Here is a 21,385-nt window from a genome sequence, read left to right as displayed (position 1 = left end):
CTGGTTCTGTCAGGGTCTTGCCGGAACCGATATCTGGCGATGTCTTTGGCATGGACCAAGCCGTCGCGCCGCGCTATCCCTGCCGGCATGAAAAAAGGCGATCATCTCTTCCTTGTCGACGGCTCCGGCTACATCTTCCGGGCCTATCACGCGCTGCCGCCGCTGACACGCAAGTCCGACGGCCTGCCGGTCGGCGCCGTTTCCGGTTTTTGTAACATGCTGTGGAAGCTGATGCAGGATGCCCGCAACACCGATGTAGGCATTGTGCCGACGCATTTCGCAGTCATCTTCGACTATTCCTCGAAAACCTTCCGCAACGACCTTTATCCCGAATACAAGGCCAACCGTTCGGCGCCGCCCGAGGATCTGATCCCGCAATTCGGCCTGATCCGCCAGGCGACCCGGGCGTTCAACCTGCCCTGCATCGAGATGGAAGGCTTCGAGGCCGACGATCTCATCGCCACCTATTGCCGGCTGGCCTGCGAGGCCGGCGGCGACACCACCATCATCTCCTCCGACAAGGACCTTATGCAACTGGTCGGTGCCACGGTCGGCATGTACGACCCGATGAAGGATCGCCAGATCGGTGTTCCCGAAGTGATCGAGAAATGGGGCGTGCCGCCGGAAAAGATGGTCGATCTGCAGGCGTTGACCGGCGACTCCGTCGATAACGTTCCCGGCGTGCCTGGCATCGGCCCGAAGACGGCAGCGCAACTGCTGGAGCAGTTCGGCGACCTCGACGGGCTGCTGGCCCGCGCCGGCGAGATCAAGCAGGACAAGAGGCGCGAATCGATCATCGCCAACACCGACAAGGCGCGCATCTCGCGCCGGCTGGTGACGCTGAAGAACGACGTGCCGGTGGCCGAGGGGCTGGACGACTTCGTCCTGCACGCACCGGACGGCCCGAAGCTGATCGGCTTCCTCAAGACCATGGAATTCACCTCGCTGACCCGTCGTGTGGCGGAAGCGACCAGCACCGAGGCCGGGGATGTCCCTGCCGTCGCGGTCACCGTCGAACGCGCCGACAGCGCGCATGGGCCGGATGTCGGCGCCGGAGCCCCCGTCATGGCCCGAAACGGGGCCGAGCCAAGCCAGGCCAACGGAACGACCGAAACACCAAAGCAGGGCGACACGCCTTCCCTGCTCGCGGCGCTGCGGCTGGAGCGGGCGGCCACCCGCAAGATCGACATATCGGCCTACCAATGCATTCGCGATATCGCGACCTTGAAAGCATGGGTGGCCGAAGCGCGCGAGGCTGGTATCGCCGCTTTCGACGTCAGGGCGACAGCGGCCGATCCGATGCAGGCCGAACTGATCGGCATGGCAATGGCGACCGCGCCCGGTCGCGCCGCCTACATTCCCTTTGCCCACAAGAGCGGCAACGGTGACCTGCTCGGCGGCGGTACGCTCGAAAACCAGATTCCTCTTCGCGAGGCGCTGGCGGTGCTGAAACCACTGCTGGAGGACAAATCAGTCCTCAAGATCGCGCAGAACCTGAAATACGATCTCGTCATCATGAGCCGCTATGGCATCGATGTCGCGCCGTTCGACGACACCATGCTGATCTCCTATGTGCTCGATGCCGGTACCCCGCATGGCCACGGCATGGACGCGCTTGCCGACAAATGGCTTGGCCATACCCCTCTTCAGCTCAAGGACGTGATCGGCTCCGGCAAGAACTCGGTCGGTTTCGATCAGGTCGACATCGACAAGGCAACCGCCCACGCCGCCGAGGACGCCGACGTGACGGTCAGGCTCTGGCTGGTGCTGAAGCCCCGGCTTGCCGCCACCGGCTTGGTATCGGTCTACGAGCGGCTGGAACGACCGCTGGTGCCGGTGCTGGCGCGCATGGAACAGCGCGGCATTTCGGTCGACCGGCAGATCTTGTCCAGGCTGTCGGGCGAACTGGCGCAAGGTGCCGCCCGGCTGGAGGAGGAAATCTACCAGCTCGTCGGCGAGCGCATCAACATCGGCTCGCCCAAGCAGCTCGGCGACATCCTCTTTGGCCGCATGGGCCTTCCCGGTGGCTCCAAGACCAAGACCGGCCAGTGGTCGACCTCGGCGCAACTTCTGGAAGACCTTGCCGCCGAGGGTCACGAACTGCCGCGCAAGATCGTCGACTGGCGCCAGCTGACCAAGCTAAAATCGACCTATACCGATGCGCTGCCCGGCTTCATCCATCCCGACACCAAACGCGTCCACACCTCCTACGCGCTTGCCGCGACCACCACGGGCCGCCTGTCATCCTCCGACCCGAACCTGCAGAACATTCCCGTGCGCACCGCCGAGGGGCGCAAGATCAGGACCGCCTTCATCGCCGACAAGGGCAACCGGCTGGTCTCGGCCGACTACAGCCAGATCGAACTGCGCGTGCTCGCCCATGTCGCCGAGATCCCGCAACTGCGGCAGGCTTTCGCCGACGGCGCCGACATCCACGCAATCACCGCCTCGGAAATGTTCAACGTGCCTGTGGAGGGCATGCCTTCGGAAGTCCGCCGCCGCGCCAAGGCGATCAATTTCGGCATCATCTACGGCATCTCCGCCTTCGGCCTTGCCAACCAGCTGTCGATCCCGCGCGAGGAGGCAAGCAACTACATCAAGAAATACTTCGAGCGTTTCCCCGGCATCCGCGACTATATCGAGGAGACCAAAGCCTACGCCCGCGAGCATGGCTTCGTCGAGACGATCTTCGGCCGCCGCATTCACTATCACGACATCAGATCGTCCAACCCCTCGATCCGCGCGTTCAACGAGCGCGCCTCGATCAACGCCCGCCTGCAAGGCACCGCCGCCGACATCATCCGCCGCGCCATGGTGCGCATGGACGAGGCGCTGGAGAAGGCAAAGCTGTCCGCCCGCATGCTCTTGCAGGTGCATGACGAACTGATTTTCGAGACGGTCGAGGCCGAAGTCGAGGCGACGATCCCAGTCGTACGCCATGTCATGGAAAATGCGGCGATGCCGGCTGTATCGATGTCGGTCCCGCTGCACGTCGACGCCCGCGCGGCCAACAACTGGGACGAGGCGCACTGAGCGACATGCTGCCCCTGTCGACTTCGACATTTCTCTCGTTCGTATTGGCGTCCTTCCTAATCGAACTGACACCCGGGCCAAACATGACCTATCTGGCGCTGGTTTCGGCCAGCGACGGTCGCAGGGCCGGCTTCGCCACGGTGGCCGGCATCGCAACCGGCCTCGCCATTATCGGCGGCATCGCCGCCCTAGGCGTCGCCGAACTGATCCAGGCGTCTTCCCTGCTCTATGAGGGTCTTCGCTGGGCGGGGGTGCTGTTCATGCTCTATCTGGCTTGGGACGGATGGACCACCGAGACAGGCGCGCTTTCGGCTCAAGAAGATTCAGGTAGCAAATATTTTACGCGAGGTCTTGTCACCAACCTCCTCAACCCGAAGGCGGCGATCTTCTACGTGGCCGTTCTGCCGACATTCATTGAGCTTGAACGGCCGATATTTGCGCAGACCTTCCTGCTGACTGGAACCTACGTGGTCGTAGCGACCCTCGTGCATGGAACTATCGTCGTGCTGGCGGGAACACTGGAACCATTTCTGAATGATCCGCATCGGGAACGCATCGCCCGACGATCGCTTTCGGGCTTGCTGGCGCTGGTTGCCTCGTGGTTCGCCTGGTCGACGGCGCGTTGAGTTGAAGCCCTACGGGGCGAGTTGCCCTCGAACGGCCTTCTAAGCCGCTTCAGCCCGGCACTTGGCGCACGTCCCACGAAATTCGATCACCGCCTTCTTGGCGGCGAAGCCGGTCGAGTTGACCCATTCGTTCAACCGGTGATCGACGTCGTGATCGGACATTTCGGTCACCTGCCCGCATGTGTCGCAGATGGCGAAGGCGGTCATCGAATGGCTGTGGTCGTGCGGTTCGGCGCAGGCGACGAAGGAGTTGATGCTTTCCAGCCGGTGCACGAAGCCGGATTTCACCAGCGTGTCGAGCGCGCGGTAGACCTGTAGCGGGGCGCGGAAGCCCCGCTCACGCAGCTGGTCGAGCAAGGTATAGGCGCTGAGCGGCCCACTGGCGGTCTCGAGCTTCTCGAGCACGCACAGCTGGTTTTTCGTCAGCACATCCCTTGCCGCCATGGTTCCGTTCCAACTTATCCTGCGCCGTTTGCAGGCTGCTTGTTCGAACACACAGCCTGGTCCCATTCAGATAGCGACGAACCGCGGTCTTTGCTACTCTTCTGTTGCTGTCCTACCCGATCGATGACCTGCCGGCACATTTGGGCATTGCGGGGGGATGGCGGGATCGATGGCGAAGCGACATTCAAAATACTGACAAGATTCTCGGTGAGGGTGGCCTCGCTTGGGAAATTCGATCGGGCTTGGGGAAGCAATATGATCAAATTGACACGCCGGACGCTGCTTGTCGGCACGTCGGCGCTGATGGCCGCCGGTACGGTGCCGTTCCGGGCGCTCGCCGCATCGCGCACCTATCATGCGCTGCTGGTGGCATGCACTGAATATCCTGCCCTGCCGCAGAGGAACTGGCTGATCGGGCCGAAGAACGATGCCGGCCTTGTTCACGAATATCTTCTCAAGAACGTGCCCGATCCGGTGCGGTTCGCGCCCGAAAACGTCACGCTGCTCGCCAAGGACGTGCCCGCCGCCAAGGGCTTGCCAACCCATGCGGCGATCAAGGCCGCGCTCGCCGATCTTGCCGAGAAAGTGCAGAGCGACGATTTCGTCTATCTGCATCTGTCCGGTCACGGCGCCCAGCAGCCTGCGAGAGTCAAGGGCGACGAGACCGATGGGCTCGATGAGATCTTCCTGCCTGTCGATATCGACAAGTGGATCAATCGTGATGCCGGCGTGCCCAACGCGCTGGTCGACAATGAGATTGGCGACGCGCTGGACGCCATCCGCGACAAGGGCGCCTTCGTCTGGGCGGTCTTCGACTGCTGCCATTCCGGCACTGCGACACGCGCCGTCGAAGTCGATGACGAACTGGAGCGCAAGGTCGAATTCGCCGATCTGGTCGGCGGCGACGAGGCAGCCCGGGCGGCAGCCGTCAAGACCTATGAGGACACGGTCGCAAGCGCCTCGCGCGGCCTCGACGAAAGTGGCGCGCGCAAGCCCGCCTTCAACCTGACGCCGACCGGCGGCGAACCGATCGCCAAGGGCAAGCTGGTCGCCTTCTACGCCGCACAGACGGTGGAGACGACGCCGGAGATGCCGCTGCCCAAGGGCACCGTGGATGCACCGCGCTTCGGCCTGTTCACCTTCACCATCCTGTCGAAACTGGCCGAGAACCCCAACATCACCTATCGCCAGCTTGGCCAGGCCGTGCTGCAGCAATATTCGGCCGACAGCCGCACCCGGCCGACGCCGCTGTTCGAGGGCGAGCTCGACGCGCGCGTCTTCGGCACCGACAAGACGGACGCGGTCATGCAATGGCCGGTCGTCGTCAAGGACGGTGAGGTGACGATCGGCGCCGGCCTGCTGCACCGCCTGACCCCCGGCAGCAAGCTCGCCATCCTGCCCTCGGCGCTGTCGTCGCTGTCGGATGCCGTCGGCTATCTCGAAGTGCAGTCGGCAAAGAACCTGGAAAGCCGCGTCAAGCCAGTCGAGTTCGACAAGAAGCCGGCGCTGAAGCTGGCCGACATTCCAGCCACCGCCTATGCGCGGGTGGCGGAGATCGCCGTCGACTACAGGCTCACTGTCGCGCGGCCTGCCGCGACCAAGGGACTTGAGAAGGAAACCGCTCTCGTCAATTCGGTTCTCGACGAGTTGGCCACGGCCAAGGAAACCGGCTTCAACATCGAGCTGGTCGATCCGGGCAAGAGCGCCGAGCTGCGTTTCGCAGTGATGCGCGAGAACGCCATTGCCGGTGCCGCCAAGGACGCGACCGACAAGCCGGCGCTGTGGTTCCTGCCGGCATCGGGCGACGTGACCCTGAAGGACGGCAGCAAGCCGCCGCTGATCGTGATCCACCCGGACGATCGCCAGAAACTGGTCGATGCGACGACCAGGAATTTGCGCACCATCTTCCGGGCCACCGGGCTTTCGCGGCTGGCGGCGGCCTCCGACTACAAGCCCGAGGATGTCGACGTCCAATTCCAGGTCAAGCGCAGCGACAAGGACGGGCTCGAGCCGTTGCAGGCTTCGGTGGTTCCCCGCGTCTCGCCTGGCGACGAGGTGCATGTGCTGGCCAGGAATAGCTCGGACCAGCTGGTCGACATCAACGTGCTTTACGTCGGCAGCGACTATTCGATCACCCACATCGTTGCCGAGCGCCTCGCGCCGCAGGCCACGCTGGAGGAAGGATTGCTGGCCTTCACCGACACCAGTTTCGGCATGGAGCGGATGATCGCGGTGCTGACCGAGGCGCCACCGGAGAGCGAGAAGGAGGATCTGAGCTTCCTGGCGCAGGACAGCGTCGCGTCGATGACGCGCGGCCTTGGCGCCGCCAGCTTCTCCGACATGCTCGCCGATATCGGCATGGCGCCGCCGACCCGCTCCGTGATGCGGCTTGCCGACAAGAGCGGCCCGAAAGGCGCGGTGATGATCTTTCCGATGGAGACGGTGCCGCGCGCCTGAAACTCCGGCGCCAGGGCCGCGCGGTCCTGTTGCGCCGGCCCTTGCGCGCTTGGCGCGATATGAGAGCATTCCCGGCCGCAGCCAAAGGGTGAGCGGCTGATGAAACAGATAGGATCGGTCTTGAGGAACAGTGTTTTTTCCTGGCGTGGAGCGGTTGCCGGACTTGCCGGTGGCCTGTTCATGATCGCCAATGCCTCGGCGCAGGACACTTGCGGCCTCTGTGCCAAGCAGGTGGTCATCAATTCGGAACTGGCAACTTGCTTCCTCGATCAATACGACCAGTTCGCCAAAACCAGCAGTGACGCGGTCGTGGTCGATCTCTCGAGTTGCGCCTCGCGCGGCGTGGTCGAAGCGTTGCCCTCGCCGAGCAAGGCGCCGGCGGAGCCGGACGTGCAGTTCATGGTTTCGCGCCCGCAGCTGGCATGCCTGAAAAAGCAGCTTGAAGCGCCGGGCGTGGTGCTCGATCCCTCCGCCACCATCGAATTGGACAACTGCAAATGAAAAAGCCGGGGGGCACGACAAAGCAGACACAGGTGGTTGCGACCACCAAGGCGACGGCGGCGACGCAGACGCTTCCTGAAACCACCGAAGGTTTCCCCTGGCCGAGCAGCCATGAGATCAAGAAGGAGAGCAATCCGTTCACCGACCGCGACTGGCGCATGCTGGTTTACGCCTGGTCGGGAATGCTGGTGCGCTTTGCCATCATCTTCACTTTGGCGTTCTCGGTCTACCAGTTCCTGGCCAACCAGGAGCAGAAGCGCGTCGAACAGACCATGTCGCTGGTCGAGCTCTGGGAGACCAAAGACTACCAGCAGGCGCAGCGGGCGCTGAAGGATCGTCTCGCTGCCCTCAACGCCAAATACGACAATCTGCTCAGTGCCAATCCCTCGCCGACCGAGGAGCAGGTGTTCCGGCAGCGCATCGGCATCGAGGCGATGAGCGCTTCGGGGGGTGACATGCCGCTTGCCGATTTCAACGAGAATTTCGACCGCATCGTCTATTTCCTCAACCGCCTGTCCTTCTGCGTCGACGGCGACCTGTGTTCGCGCAAAGTGACCGATGCCTATTTCCACGACTATGCCGTCTCGTTCTGGAGTTACTTTGCCGGCTATGTCGACAAGCAGCGCAAGGCGGGTTCACCGACTTTCGCCACGGCCATCGAAGCCTATGTCCGCAATGGGCAGCCCGCTGCCGAAGCCAAATGACGATCGGAAAAGCGGGTTCTAACCTTACGCGCGCCTGCCGCTGGCTGGCCGTGGCTGGAGCCCTGGTTTCCGCCTCGATCGCCCGCGCCGAGGACGTCCCCGATTTCCACCTCGACCTCGACACTGGCGGGCACAGCGCCCAAGTCACCGATCTTGCCTTCACGCCCGACGGCGAAGACATCGTCTCTGCGTCCGACGACAAGACCATTCGCATCTGGGATTGGCAGAGCGGCGTGACGCTGCGCACCATCCGCGGTTATCTCGGCAATGGCAGCGACGGCAAGATCTTCGCGGTCGCGGTTTCGCCGGATGGCAAGACGATCGCCGCCGGCGGCTATTTCGGCGTCGGCCTCGGCGACAAGCCGCCCTATGGCGACGTCAGGCTGTTCGACTTTGCCACCGGCAAGATGAAGGCCGTGCTCAAGGCCGCCGACTACGCGACCTATGACCTCGCCTTCTCCCCCGACGGCAAGACCCTTGCTGCCGGTGGTGGCGACGGCATGGTCTATCTCTGGGGGCTCGACGACGCGACCGGCTGGACGTTGGACAAAAAGCTCGACGCCGATTCCTGGCACATCGACAAGCTGGCCTTCGCCGCCGGGGGAACCCGCCTGGCTGCGGCCACCACCGACAATGGCATCCGGCTCTGGGATGTCGCCAAGGGCGAGGAGATCGCCTTGCCGGCCGAGGCGGAACAATTGAGGGACGTCAGCGTCCAGGCGCTGGCCGCCTCGCCGGACGGCAGCCTGTTTGCCACCGGCAGCAAGGACGGACAGGTCCAGCTCTGGCGCGCGGCCGACGGCACGCTGGCGCGCACAATTCCGAAGCAGGATTTCCTGATCGGTTCGCTGACCTTCGCCAAGGGTTCGCGGCTGGTTGCCTCCTGCGGCTATCGCTGCGCCGATAAGCATCGTTCCACCGTCTGGAACATCGACACCGGTGAAAAGCTGCTCGACTACTCCGGTCATGACGGCACCGTCTATGCCAGCGCCGCCAACGCAGATGGCTCGCTGGTGGCGACCGCCGGCGGCACGCGCAACGCCATCCAGGTCTGGGATCCGGCCACTGGCGAACACAAGGCATTGCTGCAGGGCTTGGGCGAGCCAGTGACATCAGTCGGCATTGATGCGGCGAACGGCGTCATCGCCTGGGGCAACGCCAACCCCTGCCCCGATCGCGTGGCCTGCCCGGAAAAGCAGGGCACGTTGAGCAACACGCTGATATTGCCCACAACCGAACGGTTTTTCGATGGCCCGCAGCCGCTGACGGAACCGGGCTCGTTTGCCCGCGCCGTGCTGGCCGACGAACACTGGTCGCTACGTGCCGCCACGGGTGGCAAGGACGCGCTGGAAAATGCGGTGCTGGAGATCGTCCATGACGGCAAGGCTGTGCGCTCGATCGAAAACGATGCAACCGACGGCTTTGTCCATTCCGCCTTTACCCTGATCGATGACGGGCTTGGCCTGATCACCGGCGGCAATGACGGCACGCTGCTGGAATACAAGGCCGCGACCGCCAGGGTCTCCGGCGAATTCACCGGCCACACCGGCGAAATCAACGCCATGGTCGCTTCGGAGAAGGGCGGCCTGCTGGTCACCGGCAGCGCCGACCAGACGCTCAGGCTGTGGAACCTGAAGACCCACGAACTGATCGTGTCGATGTTCTTTGCCGGCTCGCAATGGATCGCCTGGATGCCGCAAGGCTATTACTATTCCTCTGACGAGGGCGACAAGCTGATCGGCTGGCAGGTCAACCAGGGCCGCGACCACGAAGGCCGTTTCATCCGCGCCGGCCAGTTGAAGAAATACCTCTGGAGCCCCGAAATGGTGCGCCGCGCCATCATCCTGCGCAGCGCCAGACAGGCGGTCGAGGAGATGCGGCCGGGCGTCGATAACGAGCTGCAAAAGCTTTTGCAGCGCAAGCCGCCGGAATTCGGCGTCCGCCTCGCCGAAGACCAGAGCAAGGTCCGCGACGGTTATGTCGCTGTCGAGATCACCGGCACCAGGGAAGCCGGAACCGATGTCGCCGGCTTCTCGATCCTGTCGAACAGCCGCAATGTCGGGGACCTCACCGCACGCTCGGTGGACGGCAACAGCACCATCGTCGAGGTACCGGTCGAGGACGGAAAAAACACAATCCGCATCACCGGCACTAACGAATATGGCTATCTGACCGAGCGCAGCGTCACCGCGCTGGCGAGGAAAACCGAGAAGACCGAGCCCAAGGGCAAGCTCTATGTCGCGGTGATCGGCGTCGACAAATATCCGTTCCTGACCGACGCCTGCTCCGGCCACGCCTGCGACCTGCGCTACCCCGTCGATGACGCCACCGAATTCCTCAAGGTCATTGCGCAGAAATCGGCGCCGCTGTTCTCGTCCATGGAGACGCTGGTTTTGATCAACCGCGAAGCGCTCGACGAAGCCCCCGACAATGCCAAGCAGGCCTACGCGGTCGCCAGCGCCGACAACATCATGGAGCCCGATTCGGACACGATCGACGACCAGCTCGCCGATTTCCTCGACCGGCCTGGCGAGCACGACACCACCATCATCTTCGTTGCCGGCCACGGCATCAACATCGACGAGGACTACTATTTCATCCCGACCGACGGCCGCAAACAGGATGCCGAGCGCTGGAAGCGCTCCTCGCTTGTCGACTGGTCCGACATCCAGAAATCGGTCGAACGGGCCAAGGGCATGCGCTTCATGCTGCTCGACACCTGCCACGCCGCCAACGCCTTCAACCCGCGCCTGGAAAAGGACGCGCAGGATGCGCGCATCGTCGTTTTCTCAGCCACCGCCGCCAACAACACCGCCGCCGAACTGCCCGAACTCGGCCATGGCGTCTTCACCTATTCGATCCTCGAAGGCCTGCGCGGCAAGGCGAGGACATCGGACGGTGGCGTCACGCTGTTCGGCCTCGCCGATTTCATTTCGCGCGAGGTGGTGCGGCTGACCGCGTCGAAGCAGAAGCCGTTCTACTATGTCGGCGGCGTGGAGAACATCGTGTTGGTGGAGCCATGAGGCCGATCTTCCTAATCGTGCTCCTAACCCTGCTCCCCCTCCCCACCTTCGCCGCCCCAGTCGTCTGCCCGCCCGGCACCGAAAAGTTTCCGCCCTTCTACGACGACGCCACTTTGTTCAAAAATGCCATCGCCAACGTCGCCAATGTCCAGCCATCCAACCAGCGGCTGACCGGCATCACGGTGCCGCATCATCTGCTCGCCGCCGATCTGGTGGCGCTCGGTTTCAGGGCAGCCTCCGGCTTCCGCTACAAACGCATCGTCATCCTGTCGCCGGACCACTTCCACAAGACGCACAAGCTCTACGCCACCTCCGTGCGCGGCTTCGACACCGTGCTTGGCTCGGTTGCAGCCGACGCTGACGCGGTGCGCCGGCTGGAGGCAAACAGCGACATGGTCGAGGAATCCTGCCTGTTCGACAAGGAACATGGCGTGCGGGCTATGCTGCCTTTCCTGCACCATTATTTCCCCGAGGCGAGCATCGTTCCGATAGCGATGTCGGTGAAGGCGAAGCGTGGCGATTGGGACCGGCTGGCGGAGGCGCTCAAAGCCATCGTCGACCAGGACACGCTGATCGTCGAATCCACCGACTTTTCGCATTACCTGCCGCAGCACGATTCCAGGCGTTTCGATCAGCAGTCCCTGAACATGCTGGCCGCCGGCTCGCTCGACGGCATAGCGGCGCTACGCCAACCCGATCACGCCGATTCCGTCGGTGCGCTCTACATCCAGACCAGGCTGCAGCGCGAATTGTTCGGCGCCCAGCCGCTGGTTATCGCCAACGAGAATTCGCAGGAGCACACGCCGGATTATGTCGAGCGGACCACCAGCTACGTGGTGGCGCTGTTCGGCGCGTTCGGCCCCGGCTTCAACAATCCGGCACGGCCAAAGGACAAGATCTACTATCTCGCCGGCGACGTGAATTTCGGCCGCGCCATGAAGAAGATTTTGGTCCGCGACGGCATCGCCGCTCGAATAGTCGACAGCATCCTTTCGCTGACTGGATCGCGGCCGCTGATTGTCAATCTCGAAGGCGTCATCCTGCCCAACGTGCCGGAAGCGATCGACGACATGACGCTGGCGATGCCGGAGGGCCTCGCCGTCGACATGCTGAAGCGGCTCAATGTCGCCGGTGTCAGCCTCGCCAACAACCATGCCTACGATCTCGGCCCGTCAGGCTATGCCGAGACGCTGCGCGCCCTGGACGAAGCCGGCATCCCTCATGTCGGCCAGGGCGAAACGCTGGCGCTCGCCGATCTCGATCTTGTCGGCCTGACCGACATCGACACCAACGGCTCGAAGGACACCGACCTGCTCACCCCTGCCCTGCTCGACCGGCTGCTGCATGAGAATGCGCAGCGGCCGGTGGTCGCCTTCGTCCACTGGGGCCGTGAGTACAAGACCGAGCCGTCGCCGCGCGAAGACATGCTGGCCGACGAGATGCGCCTGCGCGGCCTGTCGGCCATCGTCGGCGGCCATCCGCATGTGTCGAGCGAGGCGATCGTGCCGCTGGCCGGCGGCGATGTCGCGGAGGTTTATTCGCTCGGCAATTTCCTGTTCGACCAGAGCGCCGAACGCTCATCGGGATCGATGCTGGAACTGCGCGTCTTCGCCCAGGGCACGATCTTCACCAGGCTCATTCCGCTGCCGAATTATTTCGAGATGGGCAGGAAATAGCACCTGCCCGATCAGGCTATGTTGAGATTCGGGTCAGGCCGGCTGAATATCGACATACCTTAGCCGCAGCCGACCATATCGCGCGGCAGATAGCACGCCGCCGGCTCGGTCTTGGTCTCGAACAGCGACCGCTTCGGCTTGAAATAGAAGAAGGTCACCGGCTTGCTCTCGCGCACGCTGCCATCGGCGAAATGCGCCGCGATGCTGAAGCTGTGGATCGACGACATCGACGACCACATCTTCAGCCGCGCCGTGTAAGCGCTGATGCTCTTGTTGCCACGCACCGGCATGGCGATCGTGTAGTCATGCTTGCCAATCGGAAACTCGATGTTCTGGTAGCGCATCGCCTCCGGCGTGCCGCCGCCGCCATCGCCACATTCGGCCATCGATTCCGGGGTCTCGAAAACCGCCATGGTCACGGAGGTGCGGAACGGCTCGCTCTGCTGGTGGACGTGACCTTCGTCATCCGCCCAGGAATAATCGAACTTGCCGATAGCATTCAGCGTCATCGCCTGTTGCATGTTGCCGAGATAGTCGGCGACCTCGCCGAACTTGATCTTGTTGGTCAGTTGGCTGCGGCAGACATTGAGACTGTCGACCGAAGGACAGGGAAAGCGTCCGGTCTCGAGGCTCGCCGTATCGACGCCAGCCTCGGCGAGCACACTCTTGACCGACACGTCGACACCTTCGCCGAAACCGCCGATGTCCTTGGTGAACATGCGGCTTGGCTGGCCGGTTGGGTCGCCATCCTCGTTCACCGCTGTGAACTGGATTGACATCTTCATGTCCTTGGCATCGCCCCAGCCGTTGTTGATAATCGAGAAATCCGGCCGGAAGCCGACGCAGCCGAAATGCTCCGATATCGACAGCATCGGCTTGCGGTAGGCATCGCTCGAAGCAACCTTCATTTCCAAGCTGTCGAGCTTGACTTTGGATTTGCCTGTCGTCTTGAGGTCGACCTCGGCGAAAGCCGGCGCATCGTCCCAGTCCTTGCTGCCAAAGACATTGCTGGTCGTGATCTGCCCGCTGCCGTTCCAGCTGTCATTGTCCTCATCTGCCTGCGGATAGATCGCAATGTCCTCGTCGCGTACCAAGTGCTGGTACTGCATGTCGGACTGCTGGGTCATGCGCTGATCGACCACGACGCCGATCTCGACCTTGTCGGCGTCACCCCCACCGGCCTGCGCCTTGATGAGGCCGCCCACCCTGGCGTCGGCCAGAACGTCGGGGCGCGACCCGCCGACCTCCTTGCCCATCACCCATTGCGACGCGTAGATCGTGCCACCGGCGAGTCGGGTCCGGCCCCTGCCGTTTTTCAGTCCGTCGACAAATGAACCGGCAAAAATCTCCCCGGTCGTTGACGACAATTGGCCCTCGCCATTCGCAATGCCGTCGACGAACCGGCCCTCGTAGCGGTTGCCGTCGGCGTCGATATGCATGCCCTTGCCGTTGAGCTTCCCGGCGAGCCAATGCCCTTCGAAAACCTCGCCCGATCGCAGTTCGAGCCGGCCTTGCCCGTCGGGCCGGCCGTTCCTGACATCACCGAGATAGCTGGAATAGATGGTCTTGGGATCGTAGCTCGCCGAGCCTCGCACCCGCCAAACCAGCCTGCCCTTGCCATTGACGGTGCCGTCCTCGGCGATCGTCCGATCCGGCGATTGGCCTGCAGCCGGTTCCCAGACGAAATCGAGGTTCTTCTCCGGATGGAAATCCCAAACGCGCACTGCCCTGCGCAACACGGAACGGGTGTCGGCCTGATAGAGGATCTGTACCCGCTCCGCCCAGGCGCCGCCGGCAGGCGCGGCAGCCGGATCGGCGAAAGCCGGTGAAAGCATCAGCGCGCCCAGCATCGATGCGGCCGCGACCCCGAACACTGCCCTTGCCCGCGCCATCCCTTGAGCCCCCTGGACGCCCCAACCCCTTGTCCGATCGAAGCGTAGTCGGCGACCCGGCCCCGTGCAAGCGAAGCCGCATCAACCCAGGAAAAAGGCGGCGAGATCAACCCGCCGCCTTTTCCCGTGTCGTGAATGTGCAGCGATTATTTATACAGGCTGTTGATCCACTGGATGTTGGCGGCGTTCAGACGCACGGCGGTGTTCGCGTCGGGGCTTTCGGCCACGTTGACGCCGGTGATGATGCGCTGCTTGGAGTTGTTGTCATAGGCATAGACCGAGCTGCCGCTCGACCCCGGGAACGTATCGCAGTCATACTGGAAATATTCCGGACCGATGTTTTCGGCATGCACTTCGCAGCTTGCCTTCCACATCGTGCCCATCGGCTTGTCGCCGGGATAGCCGACGAGGTTGGCGGTGAAGTCGCCGAGATCGTCATAATTGGCATAGCCCAGCCAGCCCAAATTGGTGCCGACATCCTGCTTCAGCGTGACGATGCCGAGATCCCACGGGATGACCGAACCATAATAGCCCTGGTAATTGTCGATGAAGCCCTGCAGCACATAGGCGCTTTCATAAGCGAAGGCGCCGAACGGCGCGTCGTCTGCCGTGCTGCCGTTGAGGCCCGGCACGAACAGATAGTCCGCCAACCAGTCCTTGTCCTCATGGCTGTAGAGGCAGTGCGCCGCGGTGAGAACGGTGCGCGGACCGATCAGCGTTGCCGAGCAGCTGCCGAAGCCGGTCTTCGACTTGGCTTCGAGATAGCCGATCGCCGAGAACGGATAGGTCTTGGTGTTCTTGACCTGCACCCGATCGTCGGGGCCGAAAACCTGTCGCCCGGCTTCGCCTTCGCCAAGGTCCGGATCATCGGTCTCGCGCTGGGCCCCGTCCGCGCCATCCGCCGGCGCGTTCAGTTGCTTGATGATAAGCTCCCGCAGCGCCTCGCTTGGCTCTATCTTGATCTCCTTGCCATCGGCGGAACGCCCGACGATGCCATAGGATTTGACAGCCGTTGCCTCGTCGGCGAGCGGCGCGGCGCGGCTGTCTTCGTCGGTCAGCTTGGGCGGTGCGATCGGCTTTGCCCGCCCAGGCTTGAAGTCGCCCGAAGTCACGTCCCGCATGCTTTCGCCGTTGCCGGCACTGGCTGAGCCGGGGTCGGCGGCGAAAGCGGGGACCGCCCACATTGCAGTGGAAAGCAATGCGGACGCAATCATAGCGTTTGTCAGTTTTGTCATGGTGAGACTCTCCCAAAAGTCAGCAAGGACTGGATCAAAATACAGAAATATTGTCGAGATCGTGGTGGCGTCGAAAAATCAGCAAGCCAATCGGCGTGCAGGCCGGATCGTTATTTGCCATGGTCAATCTAAAGCCCCCGCCAAAATGACCCTATCCGATATACTGCCTAAAATAATCCTAGATTGGCAATGATAAATCGCTTCCACGTAGCCCGTGGGGGGCTATAGGATTTTGTGCGGGTTCTGCTCGCGGGCACGGTTAGCAAAAGTGGGATTCGGTTTTGTGACCGATCGCGCGCCGATTGAATGCGGCAAGTGATCGGATGTCCGAACCGGCACCGCCTCCTTGCACAATGCCCGGCGCCGGTCCGCGCGGGAAATTGTCTTAGGAGGGGTTCAGGTGAACATCACAAATCGGTTCGGGTCGATCGTTGCCGCTTCGCTGCTTGGCGTCGCCGCTGCCGTCACATTCATCAACACCGGCCAGGCGGGTGAAGGCAACGCAAGACCCGAAGCGGCTGTCTCGCCGATGAAGCGCGTGACCGATGCCAGGGCAAAGGCCGCGGCGGAGAATCCGGACGGCGCCGACCGGGTCTATGGCGGCAACCAGGCCGAGAAGGGTGCCTATCCATTCCAGGTCGCGTTGCTCACCACCGAGAGGCTGGACGAGAACCCGGCCTCTCAGGCCAACGCACAATTCTGCGGCGGCAGCCTGATCGCGCCGCAATGGGTGCTGACGGCGGCACACTGTCTCAACGACAACGGCCAGCCGATCTCGCCAGACTCCGTCACCGTGCTGACCGGCGCCACCGAGCTCAGCGAAGGCACGCGCCACAAGGTGGCTGAAGTCATCGTCAACGAGGGCTACAGCGAGCAGACGCTCGACAACGACCTCGGCCTGCTCCGGCTTGCCGAGCCGGCCGATGCGCCGGCCATCAAGGTCACCCATGATGCGACCCCCGAGGCCGGCAAGACCACGGTCACCGGCTGGGGCAAGATGCAGGACGGGACATTTCCGACCACGCTGATGGTCGCCGACCTCGACTTGCAACCCAACAGCGCCTGCAACACCGGCATCAAGGCCATCTATGCGCATGACCTGAAGGCTGCACTTGGCGATCTGTCCCATCGCATGCGCTATTCGGAAAAGGGCATCGACGCCGCCGCGAACGCGATCGCCGCCGATATGACGGATCCACTGACCGGCAACATGATCTGCGCCGGCACGACCAGCGGCGTGCGTGACGCCTGCAATGGCGACAGCGGCGGCCCGCTGTTCATGGTCGGCGCCGACGGCCCGGTCCAGGTTGGCGTCGTCAGCTGGGGTGAAGGCCCGGCGGACGGAAGTGCAGCCTGCGGCCATAAGGATGCCTACGGCATCTACACGCGGCTGGCCAACTACACCGGCTGGATCGAAGCCAAGATGAAGACCTCGGTTCCGGCGCCGGAAAAACCCAAGGCGGGGCTAGGCACGGCCCAGAAGCCGAAAGCACCCTGAACCGGCGATGGCGCGCAAAATGGCGGGAGAGGCTCCCGCCATTTTGTTTGCCGGCTTGATGCGCGCGCCTTACTTCCTCGGCGGACCTTTGCGCTCGGCGGAGGCCGCCCACAAATTGATATCGGACTCACGCGCGTAAGTATCGATCTCGGCCAATTCGGCATCGCTGAAGTCGAGCACCTTGAGCGCTCCGACGCAGTCCTCGACTTGCTCCGGCCGGCTGGCGCCGATCAGCGCCGACGTCACCTTGCCCCTGCGCAGCACCCAGGCGAGCGCCATCTGCGCCAACGTCTGGCCGCGTTTGCCGGCGATCGCGTTGAGCGCCTTGATGTTGGCGATGGTGCGGTCGTTGATGAAGGCTGTCTTCAGCGACTTGCCCTGGGAAGCGCGGCTGCCCTCGGGAATGCCGCCAAGATATTTATCGGTCAGCATGCCTTGCGCGAGCGGCGAGAACACGATGGAGCCGACGCCGAGCCCATCGAGCGTGTCGAGGAGACCGTCATCCTCGACCCAGCGATTGAGCATCGAATAGCTCGGCTGGTGGATGATGCATGGCGTGCCGAGCTGCCGCAATATGTCGGCGGCTTCGCGGGTGCGCTGCGAGTTGTAGGACGAGATGCCGGCATAGAGTGCCTTGCCCGAACGCACCGCATGGTCGAGTGCACCCATGGTTTCTTCCAGCGGCGTGTCGGGGTCGAAGCGGTGCGAGTAGAAGATGTCGACATACTCGAGCCCCATCCGCTTCAGGCTCTGGTCGAGGCTGGCCAGCATGTATTTGCGCCCGCCCCATTCGCCGTAGGGACCAGCCCACATTTCATAACCGGCCTTGGTCGAGATGATCAGCTCGTCGCGGTATCCGGCGAAATCGGTGCGCAGGATTTCGCCGAAAGCGGTCTCGGCCGAGCCGGGCGGCGGGCCATAATTGTTGGCGAGGTCGAAATGGGTGATGCCGAGATCGAAAGCCTTGCGGGCGATCGCCTGCTTGGTCCTGTGCGGCGTGTCATTGCCGAAATTGTGCCACAGCCCGAGTGAGATCGCCGGCAGTTTGAGGCCGGACCGTCCGCAACGGTTGTAGATCATTATCTCATAGCGGTTTTCGGCAGGAATGTAGCGCATGACAGGAATCCTCGAATTTGAACGGAGGGAGCACGGTCATCGTCGCCTGATAACAGTGCCCGCGCCCCCTCCTTACGCTCTCCCCGGCCGAACGGGGAGAGGGGGTAGATCAAAATTATCGATAATCCTGTGCCTACTTTGTCTTCGCCAGCAATTCCTTGGCTGCCTTGACGCCAAGAGCGGCCGGCCGCTCACAAGTGGTCTGCATGGCGACGAATTTGCCGGTCTCGCCGGAGCGCAATATGCCGGTCATGACGTCGACGGCATGCAGCGCCAGTTCCATCGAGCAGCGGTGCGGCCGCCCTTCGGCGATTGCCAGCGCCATGTCGGCAAGGCCGGCGGTGCGGTAATTGGCCATCAGGCCCTGGCCGTGCATTTCGTTCGGAATGCCAAGTGGATGTTTCCACTTCGGCAGCTTCTTGACCGGCTTGCCCTCGGCGGTAAAGCGCACCTCGCCGCCGAAAAAGTTCGGATCCGGTACGAACACAGTCCCCGCTTCGCCATAGAGTTCCATCGGCGCGTGGCCGTGAGCCCAGACGTCCCAGCTGGTGTTCAGCGTCACCACGGCGCCATTCTCGAACTCCAGCAGGCCATGGATGGTGGTCGGCGTATTGACCGGGATTTTTTCGCCCGCACGCGGCTTTGAGCTGATCGTCCGTTCCTTGGCCGGGGTTATTGCGAAGGCCGCCACCTGCTTCACCGGTCCGATCAACTGGATCAGATTGGTGATATAGTACGGCCCGATATCGAGCACCGGCCCAGCACCCGGCTGGAAGAAGAAGTCCGGATTGGGGTGCCAATGCTCCATGCCATGGCCCATGACGTGGCAGGTGCCGCTGGTGATCTTGCCAAGCTTTCCCCCGTCGATCAGTTCACGCACCAACTGGTGCGCGCCGCCGAGGAAAGTGTCGGGTGCCGAGCCAATGCGCAGCCCCTTCTTTTCCGCCCGCGCCTTGAGGTCCAGGCCCTCTTTAAGCGACAGCACGAACGGCTTTTCCGAATAGACGTGCTTGCCGGCATCGAGCACCTGTTTCGACACCTCATAGTGCACGGCCGGTATCGTCAGGTTGACGACAATGTCGATATCGTCGGCCTTGAGCAGGTTCTCGACGGTCTCGGCGCGCAGCTTGAACTCCTTCGCCCGCGCCTTGGCCACATCCATGTTTATGTCGGCGCAGGCGCGCATCTCGATGCCGCGAAACAGCGGCGCCAGCGAAAAATACGCCTTCGAGATGTTGCCGCAGCCAATGACGCCAATACCCAATTTCTTTGCCATTATGATTGTTCCTAGTAGTTCTTGACGGTTGCGATCGAGCGGCGGGCGAAGCGCTCGATATCGTTGGGATTGTCCTGTTCCATGACAAAGTATTTTGCCGCGCTCTTGGCCCGCAGCACCCTGATGAGGCCGGCCCAGTCGATCGTGCCGTGGCCGACATCCGACCAGCCGTCCTCGTCCAGCCCCTCGCCCGGCTTGGCGATGTCCTTCACATGCACGGCGACGATGCGCTTGCCGTGCTTTTCGATCCAGGGCAACGGATCGGCGCCGCCGCGCACCACCCAGGCAAGGTCCATCTCCCAGCCGACATCAGGGGCGGAAGACAGGATGTGATCCTGCGGCACCGAGCCGTCGGCGAGTGCCTTGAACTCGAAATCATGGTTGTGCCAGGCGAAGCCGTAGCCGGCCTTCGATGCCACCTCGCCGACCTTGGCCAGGCGCCCGCCGAAGCCGCGCCAGCCGGCGCTGTCGGACGGCCTATCCTCGGCCATCAGATAGGGGCAGATCAAGAGCTTGATGCCGAGCGCATCGGCGATCTTGCGCACGCCGCCGAAGTCGTTCTCCAGCGCATCGATGGAAAAATGCCCGGTCGGCATGGCAAGTCCGTTCTTGTCGAGTTCGGCGCGGAAGGCCTTGGGATCGTCATAGACGCCGCCAAAGCCTTCGACCTGTGTATAGCCGAGCTTGCCGAGTGTCTCGAGCACGCCTTCCCAGGGCTGGAAATTGCGGGCGCTGTAAAGTTGGAATGACCAGTTCATCGTCTTTGTCCGTTTTGCTTGTTTTGCTTGGGATGGTTATTCGGGCGTTAGATGCGGCTGCCGGTTTCGGCGTTGAATAGCGAGGCTCGCATCGGGTCGAAGCCCACCGTCACCGCCTCGTCGTTCTTGGGCGTGCGTTCCGAGGTTACCCGGACGCTGAATTTCTGCTCGGCAAGCTTCAGCCACACCAGCGTGTCGGAGCCCATCGGCTCGACCACCTCGACATTGGCCGCTGTCGAGAACGGCCAGCCCGTGCCGCTGTTCAGGCTGACATGCTCAGGCCTGATGCCGAACACGGCTGGGCCGGCTTCCGGTTGCCCGTCGAACTGATAGGTGCCGAGTGGAATATTGAGATCTTCGGCCACAAAGAACCAGCCGTCACCGCGCTTCTCCAGCCGCCCTTCGACGAAGTTCATTGCCGGCGAACCGAGGAAACCCGCCACGAAGCGATTGACCGGGCGGTTGTAGATGGTCTGCGGCGCGTCGAGTTGCTGGATGACACCGCCCTTCATCACCGCGATCCGGTCGGCCAGGGTCATGGCCTCGATCTGGTCGTGGGTGACGTAGATCATCGTGTTCTGCAGCCTGCGATGCAAAAGCTTGATCTCGACGCGCAGTTCCGAGCGCAGTTTGGCGTCGAGATTGGAAAGCGGCTCGTCGAACAGGAAGACGTCGACATCGCGCACCAGCGCCCGCCCGATCGCCACCCGCTGGCGTTGGCCGCCGGAAAGTGCCGAGGGCTTGCGCTGCAGCAGCGGCTCGATCTGCAGGATCTCGGCGGCGCGCGCGATGCGTTTGACGATCTCGCCCTTTGGCAGGCCCGCGACACGCAGGCCGAAGGACAGGTTCTTCTCCACCGTCATCTGCGGATAGAGCGCGTAGGACTGGAACACCATGCCGATGCCACGGTCCTTGGGCTCTTCCCAGGTGACGTTCTTGCCCTTGATGAAGATGCGGCCCTTCGAGATGTCGAGCAGCCCGGCAATGCAGTTGAGCAAGGTCGACTTGCCGCATCCGGAGGGCCCCAGCAGCACGATGAACTCGCCATCGGCGATATCGAGATTGAGTGTCTGCAGAACCGACACCGCGCCGTAGTTCAGCGACAGGTTCTGGATCGATACGCTGGGATTTTCAATTTCTGCCATC

Annotated in this window: 15 protein-coding genes; 8 read left to right on the top strand and 7 right to left on the bottom strand. The window is 62.8% G+C overall.

Annotated elements, in window-relative coordinates; genetic code table 11:
- The first annotated feature begins 87 nt into the window (after nucleotides 1–87).
- Both polA and LB568_RS11505 read left to right on the top strand, forming a co-directional pair.
- Nucleotides 88–3,033 (top strand): DNA polymerase I, encoded by a 2,946-nt coding sequence (gene polA, locus LB568_RS11510; RefSeq protein ID WP_224730263.1) that lies wholly within the window; start codon nucleotides 88–90, stop codon nucleotides 3,031–3,033.
- A gap of 5 nt (nucleotides 3,034–3,038) precedes the next feature.
- Entirely contained in the window at nucleotides 3,039–3,659 is a 621-nt protein-coding gene (locus tag LB568_RS11505) for a LysE family translocator (RefSeq protein ID WP_140571268.1), read from the top strand.
- 39 nt (nucleotides 3,660–3,698) lie between these two features.
- Here LB568_RS11505 and LB568_RS11500 read toward each other — a convergent pair whose 3' ends face one another.
- Nucleotides 3,699–4,103, bottom strand: coding sequence for a Fur family transcriptional regulator (locus LB568_RS11500; RefSeq protein ID WP_224687424.1), 405 nt, complete (start codon nucleotides 4,101–4,103; stop codon nucleotides 3,699–3,701).
- A 255-nt stretch (nucleotides 4,104–4,358) separates the two neighbouring features.
- On the opposite strand from LB568_RS11500, the gene LB568_RS11495 reads away from it, so the two are divergent.
- The 5 genes from LB568_RS11495 (at nucleotide 4,359) to amrB (ending at nucleotide 12,464) form a co-directional block, all read left to right on the top strand.
- Entirely contained in the window at nucleotides 4,359–6,560 is a 2,202-nt protein-coding gene (locus LB568_RS11495) for a caspase family protein (RefSeq protein WP_224730180.1), read from the top strand.
- A 180-nt stretch (nucleotides 6,561–6,740) separates the two neighbouring features.
- Entirely contained in the window at nucleotides 6,741–7,061 is a 321-nt protein-coding gene (locus LB568_RS11490; protein WP_013892960.1) for a hypothetical protein, read from the top strand.
- A complete protein-coding gene (locus LB568_RS11485) occupies nucleotides 7,058–7,765 on the top strand; it encodes a hypothetical protein (RefSeq protein ID WP_013892959.1) in 708 nt (235 codons plus the stop codon). The genes LB568_RS11490 and LB568_RS11485 overlap by 4 nt, the downstream gene beginning before the upstream one ends.
- Nucleotides 7,762–10,788 (top strand): caspase family protein, encoded by a 3,027-nt coding sequence (locus LB568_RS11480; RefSeq protein ID WP_224730179.1) that lies wholly within the window; start codon nucleotides 7,762–7,764, stop codon nucleotides 10,786–10,788. Before LB568_RS11485 ends, LB568_RS11480 begins: the two co-directional genes overlap by 4 nt.
- A complete protein-coding gene (amrB, locus tag LB568_RS11475) occupies nucleotides 10,785–12,464 on the top strand; it encodes an AmmeMemoRadiSam system protein B (RefSeq protein ID WP_224730178.1) in 1,680 nt (559 codons plus the stop codon). Before LB568_RS11480 ends, amrB begins: the two co-directional genes overlap by 4 nt.
- Before the next feature lie 59 nt (nucleotides 12,465–12,523).
- Here the strand turns inward: amrB and LB568_RS11470 are convergent, their stop codons facing one another.
- Complete coding sequence (locus tag LB568_RS11470) at nucleotides 12,524–14,356, bottom strand: MORN repeat-containing protein (RefSeq protein ID WP_224730177.1); 1,833 nt, start codon at nucleotides 14,354–14,356, stop codon at nucleotides 12,524–12,526.
- 146 nt (nucleotides 14,357–14,502) lie between these two features.
- A complete protein-coding gene (locus tag LB568_RS11465; protein WP_224730176.1) occupies nucleotides 14,503–15,591 on the bottom strand; it encodes a trypsin-like serine peptidase in 1,089 nt (362 codons plus the stop codon).
- A gap of 400 nt (nucleotides 15,592–15,991) precedes the next feature.
- Between LB568_RS11465 and LB568_RS11460 the strand changes: the two genes are divergently transcribed.
- Nucleotides 15,992–17,089, top strand: coding sequence for a S1 family serine peptidase (locus tag LB568_RS11460; protein ID WP_224730175.1), 1,098 nt, complete (start codon nucleotides 15,992–15,994; stop codon nucleotides 17,087–17,089).
- Between the two features lie 69 nt (nucleotides 17,090–17,158).
- On the opposite strand, the gene mgrA is transcribed toward LB568_RS11460, so the two are convergent.
- From mgrA to LB568_RS11440, 4 genes are all read right to left on the bottom strand, one after another.
- Entirely contained in the window at nucleotides 17,159–18,205 is a 1,047-nt protein-coding gene (gene mgrA, locus LB568_RS11455; RefSeq protein WP_224730174.1) for an L-glyceraldehyde 3-phosphate reductase, read from the bottom strand.
- 133 nt (nucleotides 18,206–18,338) lie between these two features.
- Nucleotides 18,339–19,481: a Gfo/Idh/MocA family protein gene (locus tag LB568_RS11450; protein WP_224687431.1), complete on the bottom strand. Its 1,143-nt coding sequence runs from the start codon at nucleotides 19,479–19,481 to the stop codon at nucleotides 18,339–18,341.
- An 11-nt stretch (nucleotides 19,482–19,492) separates the two neighbouring features.
- Nucleotides 19,493–20,239 (bottom strand): sugar phosphate isomerase/epimerase family protein, encoded by a 747-nt coding sequence (locus tag LB568_RS11445; protein ID WP_224730173.1) that lies wholly within the window; start codon nucleotides 20,237–20,239, stop codon nucleotides 19,493–19,495.
- Nucleotides 20,240–20,286: 47 nt separating this feature from the next.
- Nucleotides 20,287–21,384 (bottom strand): ABC transporter ATP-binding protein, encoded by a 1,098-nt coding sequence (locus LB568_RS11440; protein WP_224730172.1) that lies wholly within the window; start codon nucleotides 21,382–21,384, stop codon nucleotides 20,287–20,289.
- Between the last annotated feature and the right edge of the window lies 1 nt (nucleotide 21,385).

The organism is Mesorhizobium sp. B263B2A (assembly GCF_020165775.1).
GTDB classification, from domain to species: domain Bacteria; phylum Pseudomonadota; class Alphaproteobacteria; order Rhizobiales; family Rhizobiaceae; genus Mesorhizobium; species Mesorhizobium opportunistum.
The sequence above is the reverse complement of the archived record's forward strand: the minus strand, read 5'-3'. Positions and strand labels throughout refer to the sequence as shown.

Coding starts and splice junctions, on each gene's coding strand:
- LB568_RS11505 (WP_140571268.1), top strand. CDS start 3,039: ATGCTGCCCCTGTCGACTTCGACATTTCTCTCGTTCGTATTGGCGTCC.
- polA (WP_224730263.1), top strand. CDS start 88: ATGAAAAAAGGCGATCATCTCTTCCTTGTCGACGGCTCCGGCTACATC.
- LB568_RS11440 (WP_224730172.1), bottom strand. CDS start 21,384: ATGGCAGAAATTGAAAATCCCAGCGTATCGATCCAGAACCTGTCGCTG.
- LB568_RS11470 (WP_224730177.1), bottom strand. CDS start 14,356: ATGGCGCGGGCAAGGGCAGTGTTCGGGGTCGCGGCCGCATCGATGCTG.
- LB568_RS11485 (WP_013892959.1), top strand. CDS start 7,058: ATGAAAAAGCCGGGGGGCACGACAAAGCAGACACAGGTGGTTGCGACC.
- LB568_RS11500 (WP_224687424.1), bottom strand. CDS start 4,103: ATGGCGGCAAGGGATGTGCTGACGAAAAACCAGCTGTGCGTGCTCGAG.
- LB568_RS11490 (WP_013892960.1), top strand. CDS start 6,741: ATGATCGCCAATGCCTCGGCGCAGGACACTTGCGGCCTCTGTGCCAAG.
- mgrA (WP_224730174.1), bottom strand. CDS start 18,205: ATGCGCTACATTCCTGCCGAAAACCGCTATGAGATAATGATCTACAAC.
- LB568_RS11465 (WP_224730176.1), bottom strand. CDS start 15,591: ATGACAAAACTGACAAACGCTATGATTGCGTCCGCATTGCTTTCCACT.
- LB568_RS11450 (WP_224687431.1), bottom strand. CDS start 19,481: ATGGCAAAGAAATTGGGTATTGGCGTCATTGGCTGCGGCAACATCTCG.
- amrB (WP_224730178.1), top strand. CDS start 10,785: ATGAGGCCGATCTTCCTAATCGTGCTCCTAACCCTGCTCCCCCTCCCC.
- LB568_RS11445 (WP_224730173.1), bottom strand. CDS start 20,239: ATGAACTGGTCATTCCAACTTTACAGCGCCCGCAATTTCCAGCCCTGG.
- LB568_RS11495 (WP_224730180.1), top strand. CDS start 4,359: ATGATCAAATTGACACGCCGGACGCTGCTTGTCGGCACGTCGGCGCTG.
- LB568_RS11480 (WP_224730179.1), top strand. CDS start 7,762: ATGACGATCGGAAAAGCGGGTTCTAACCTTACGCGCGCCTGCCGCTGG.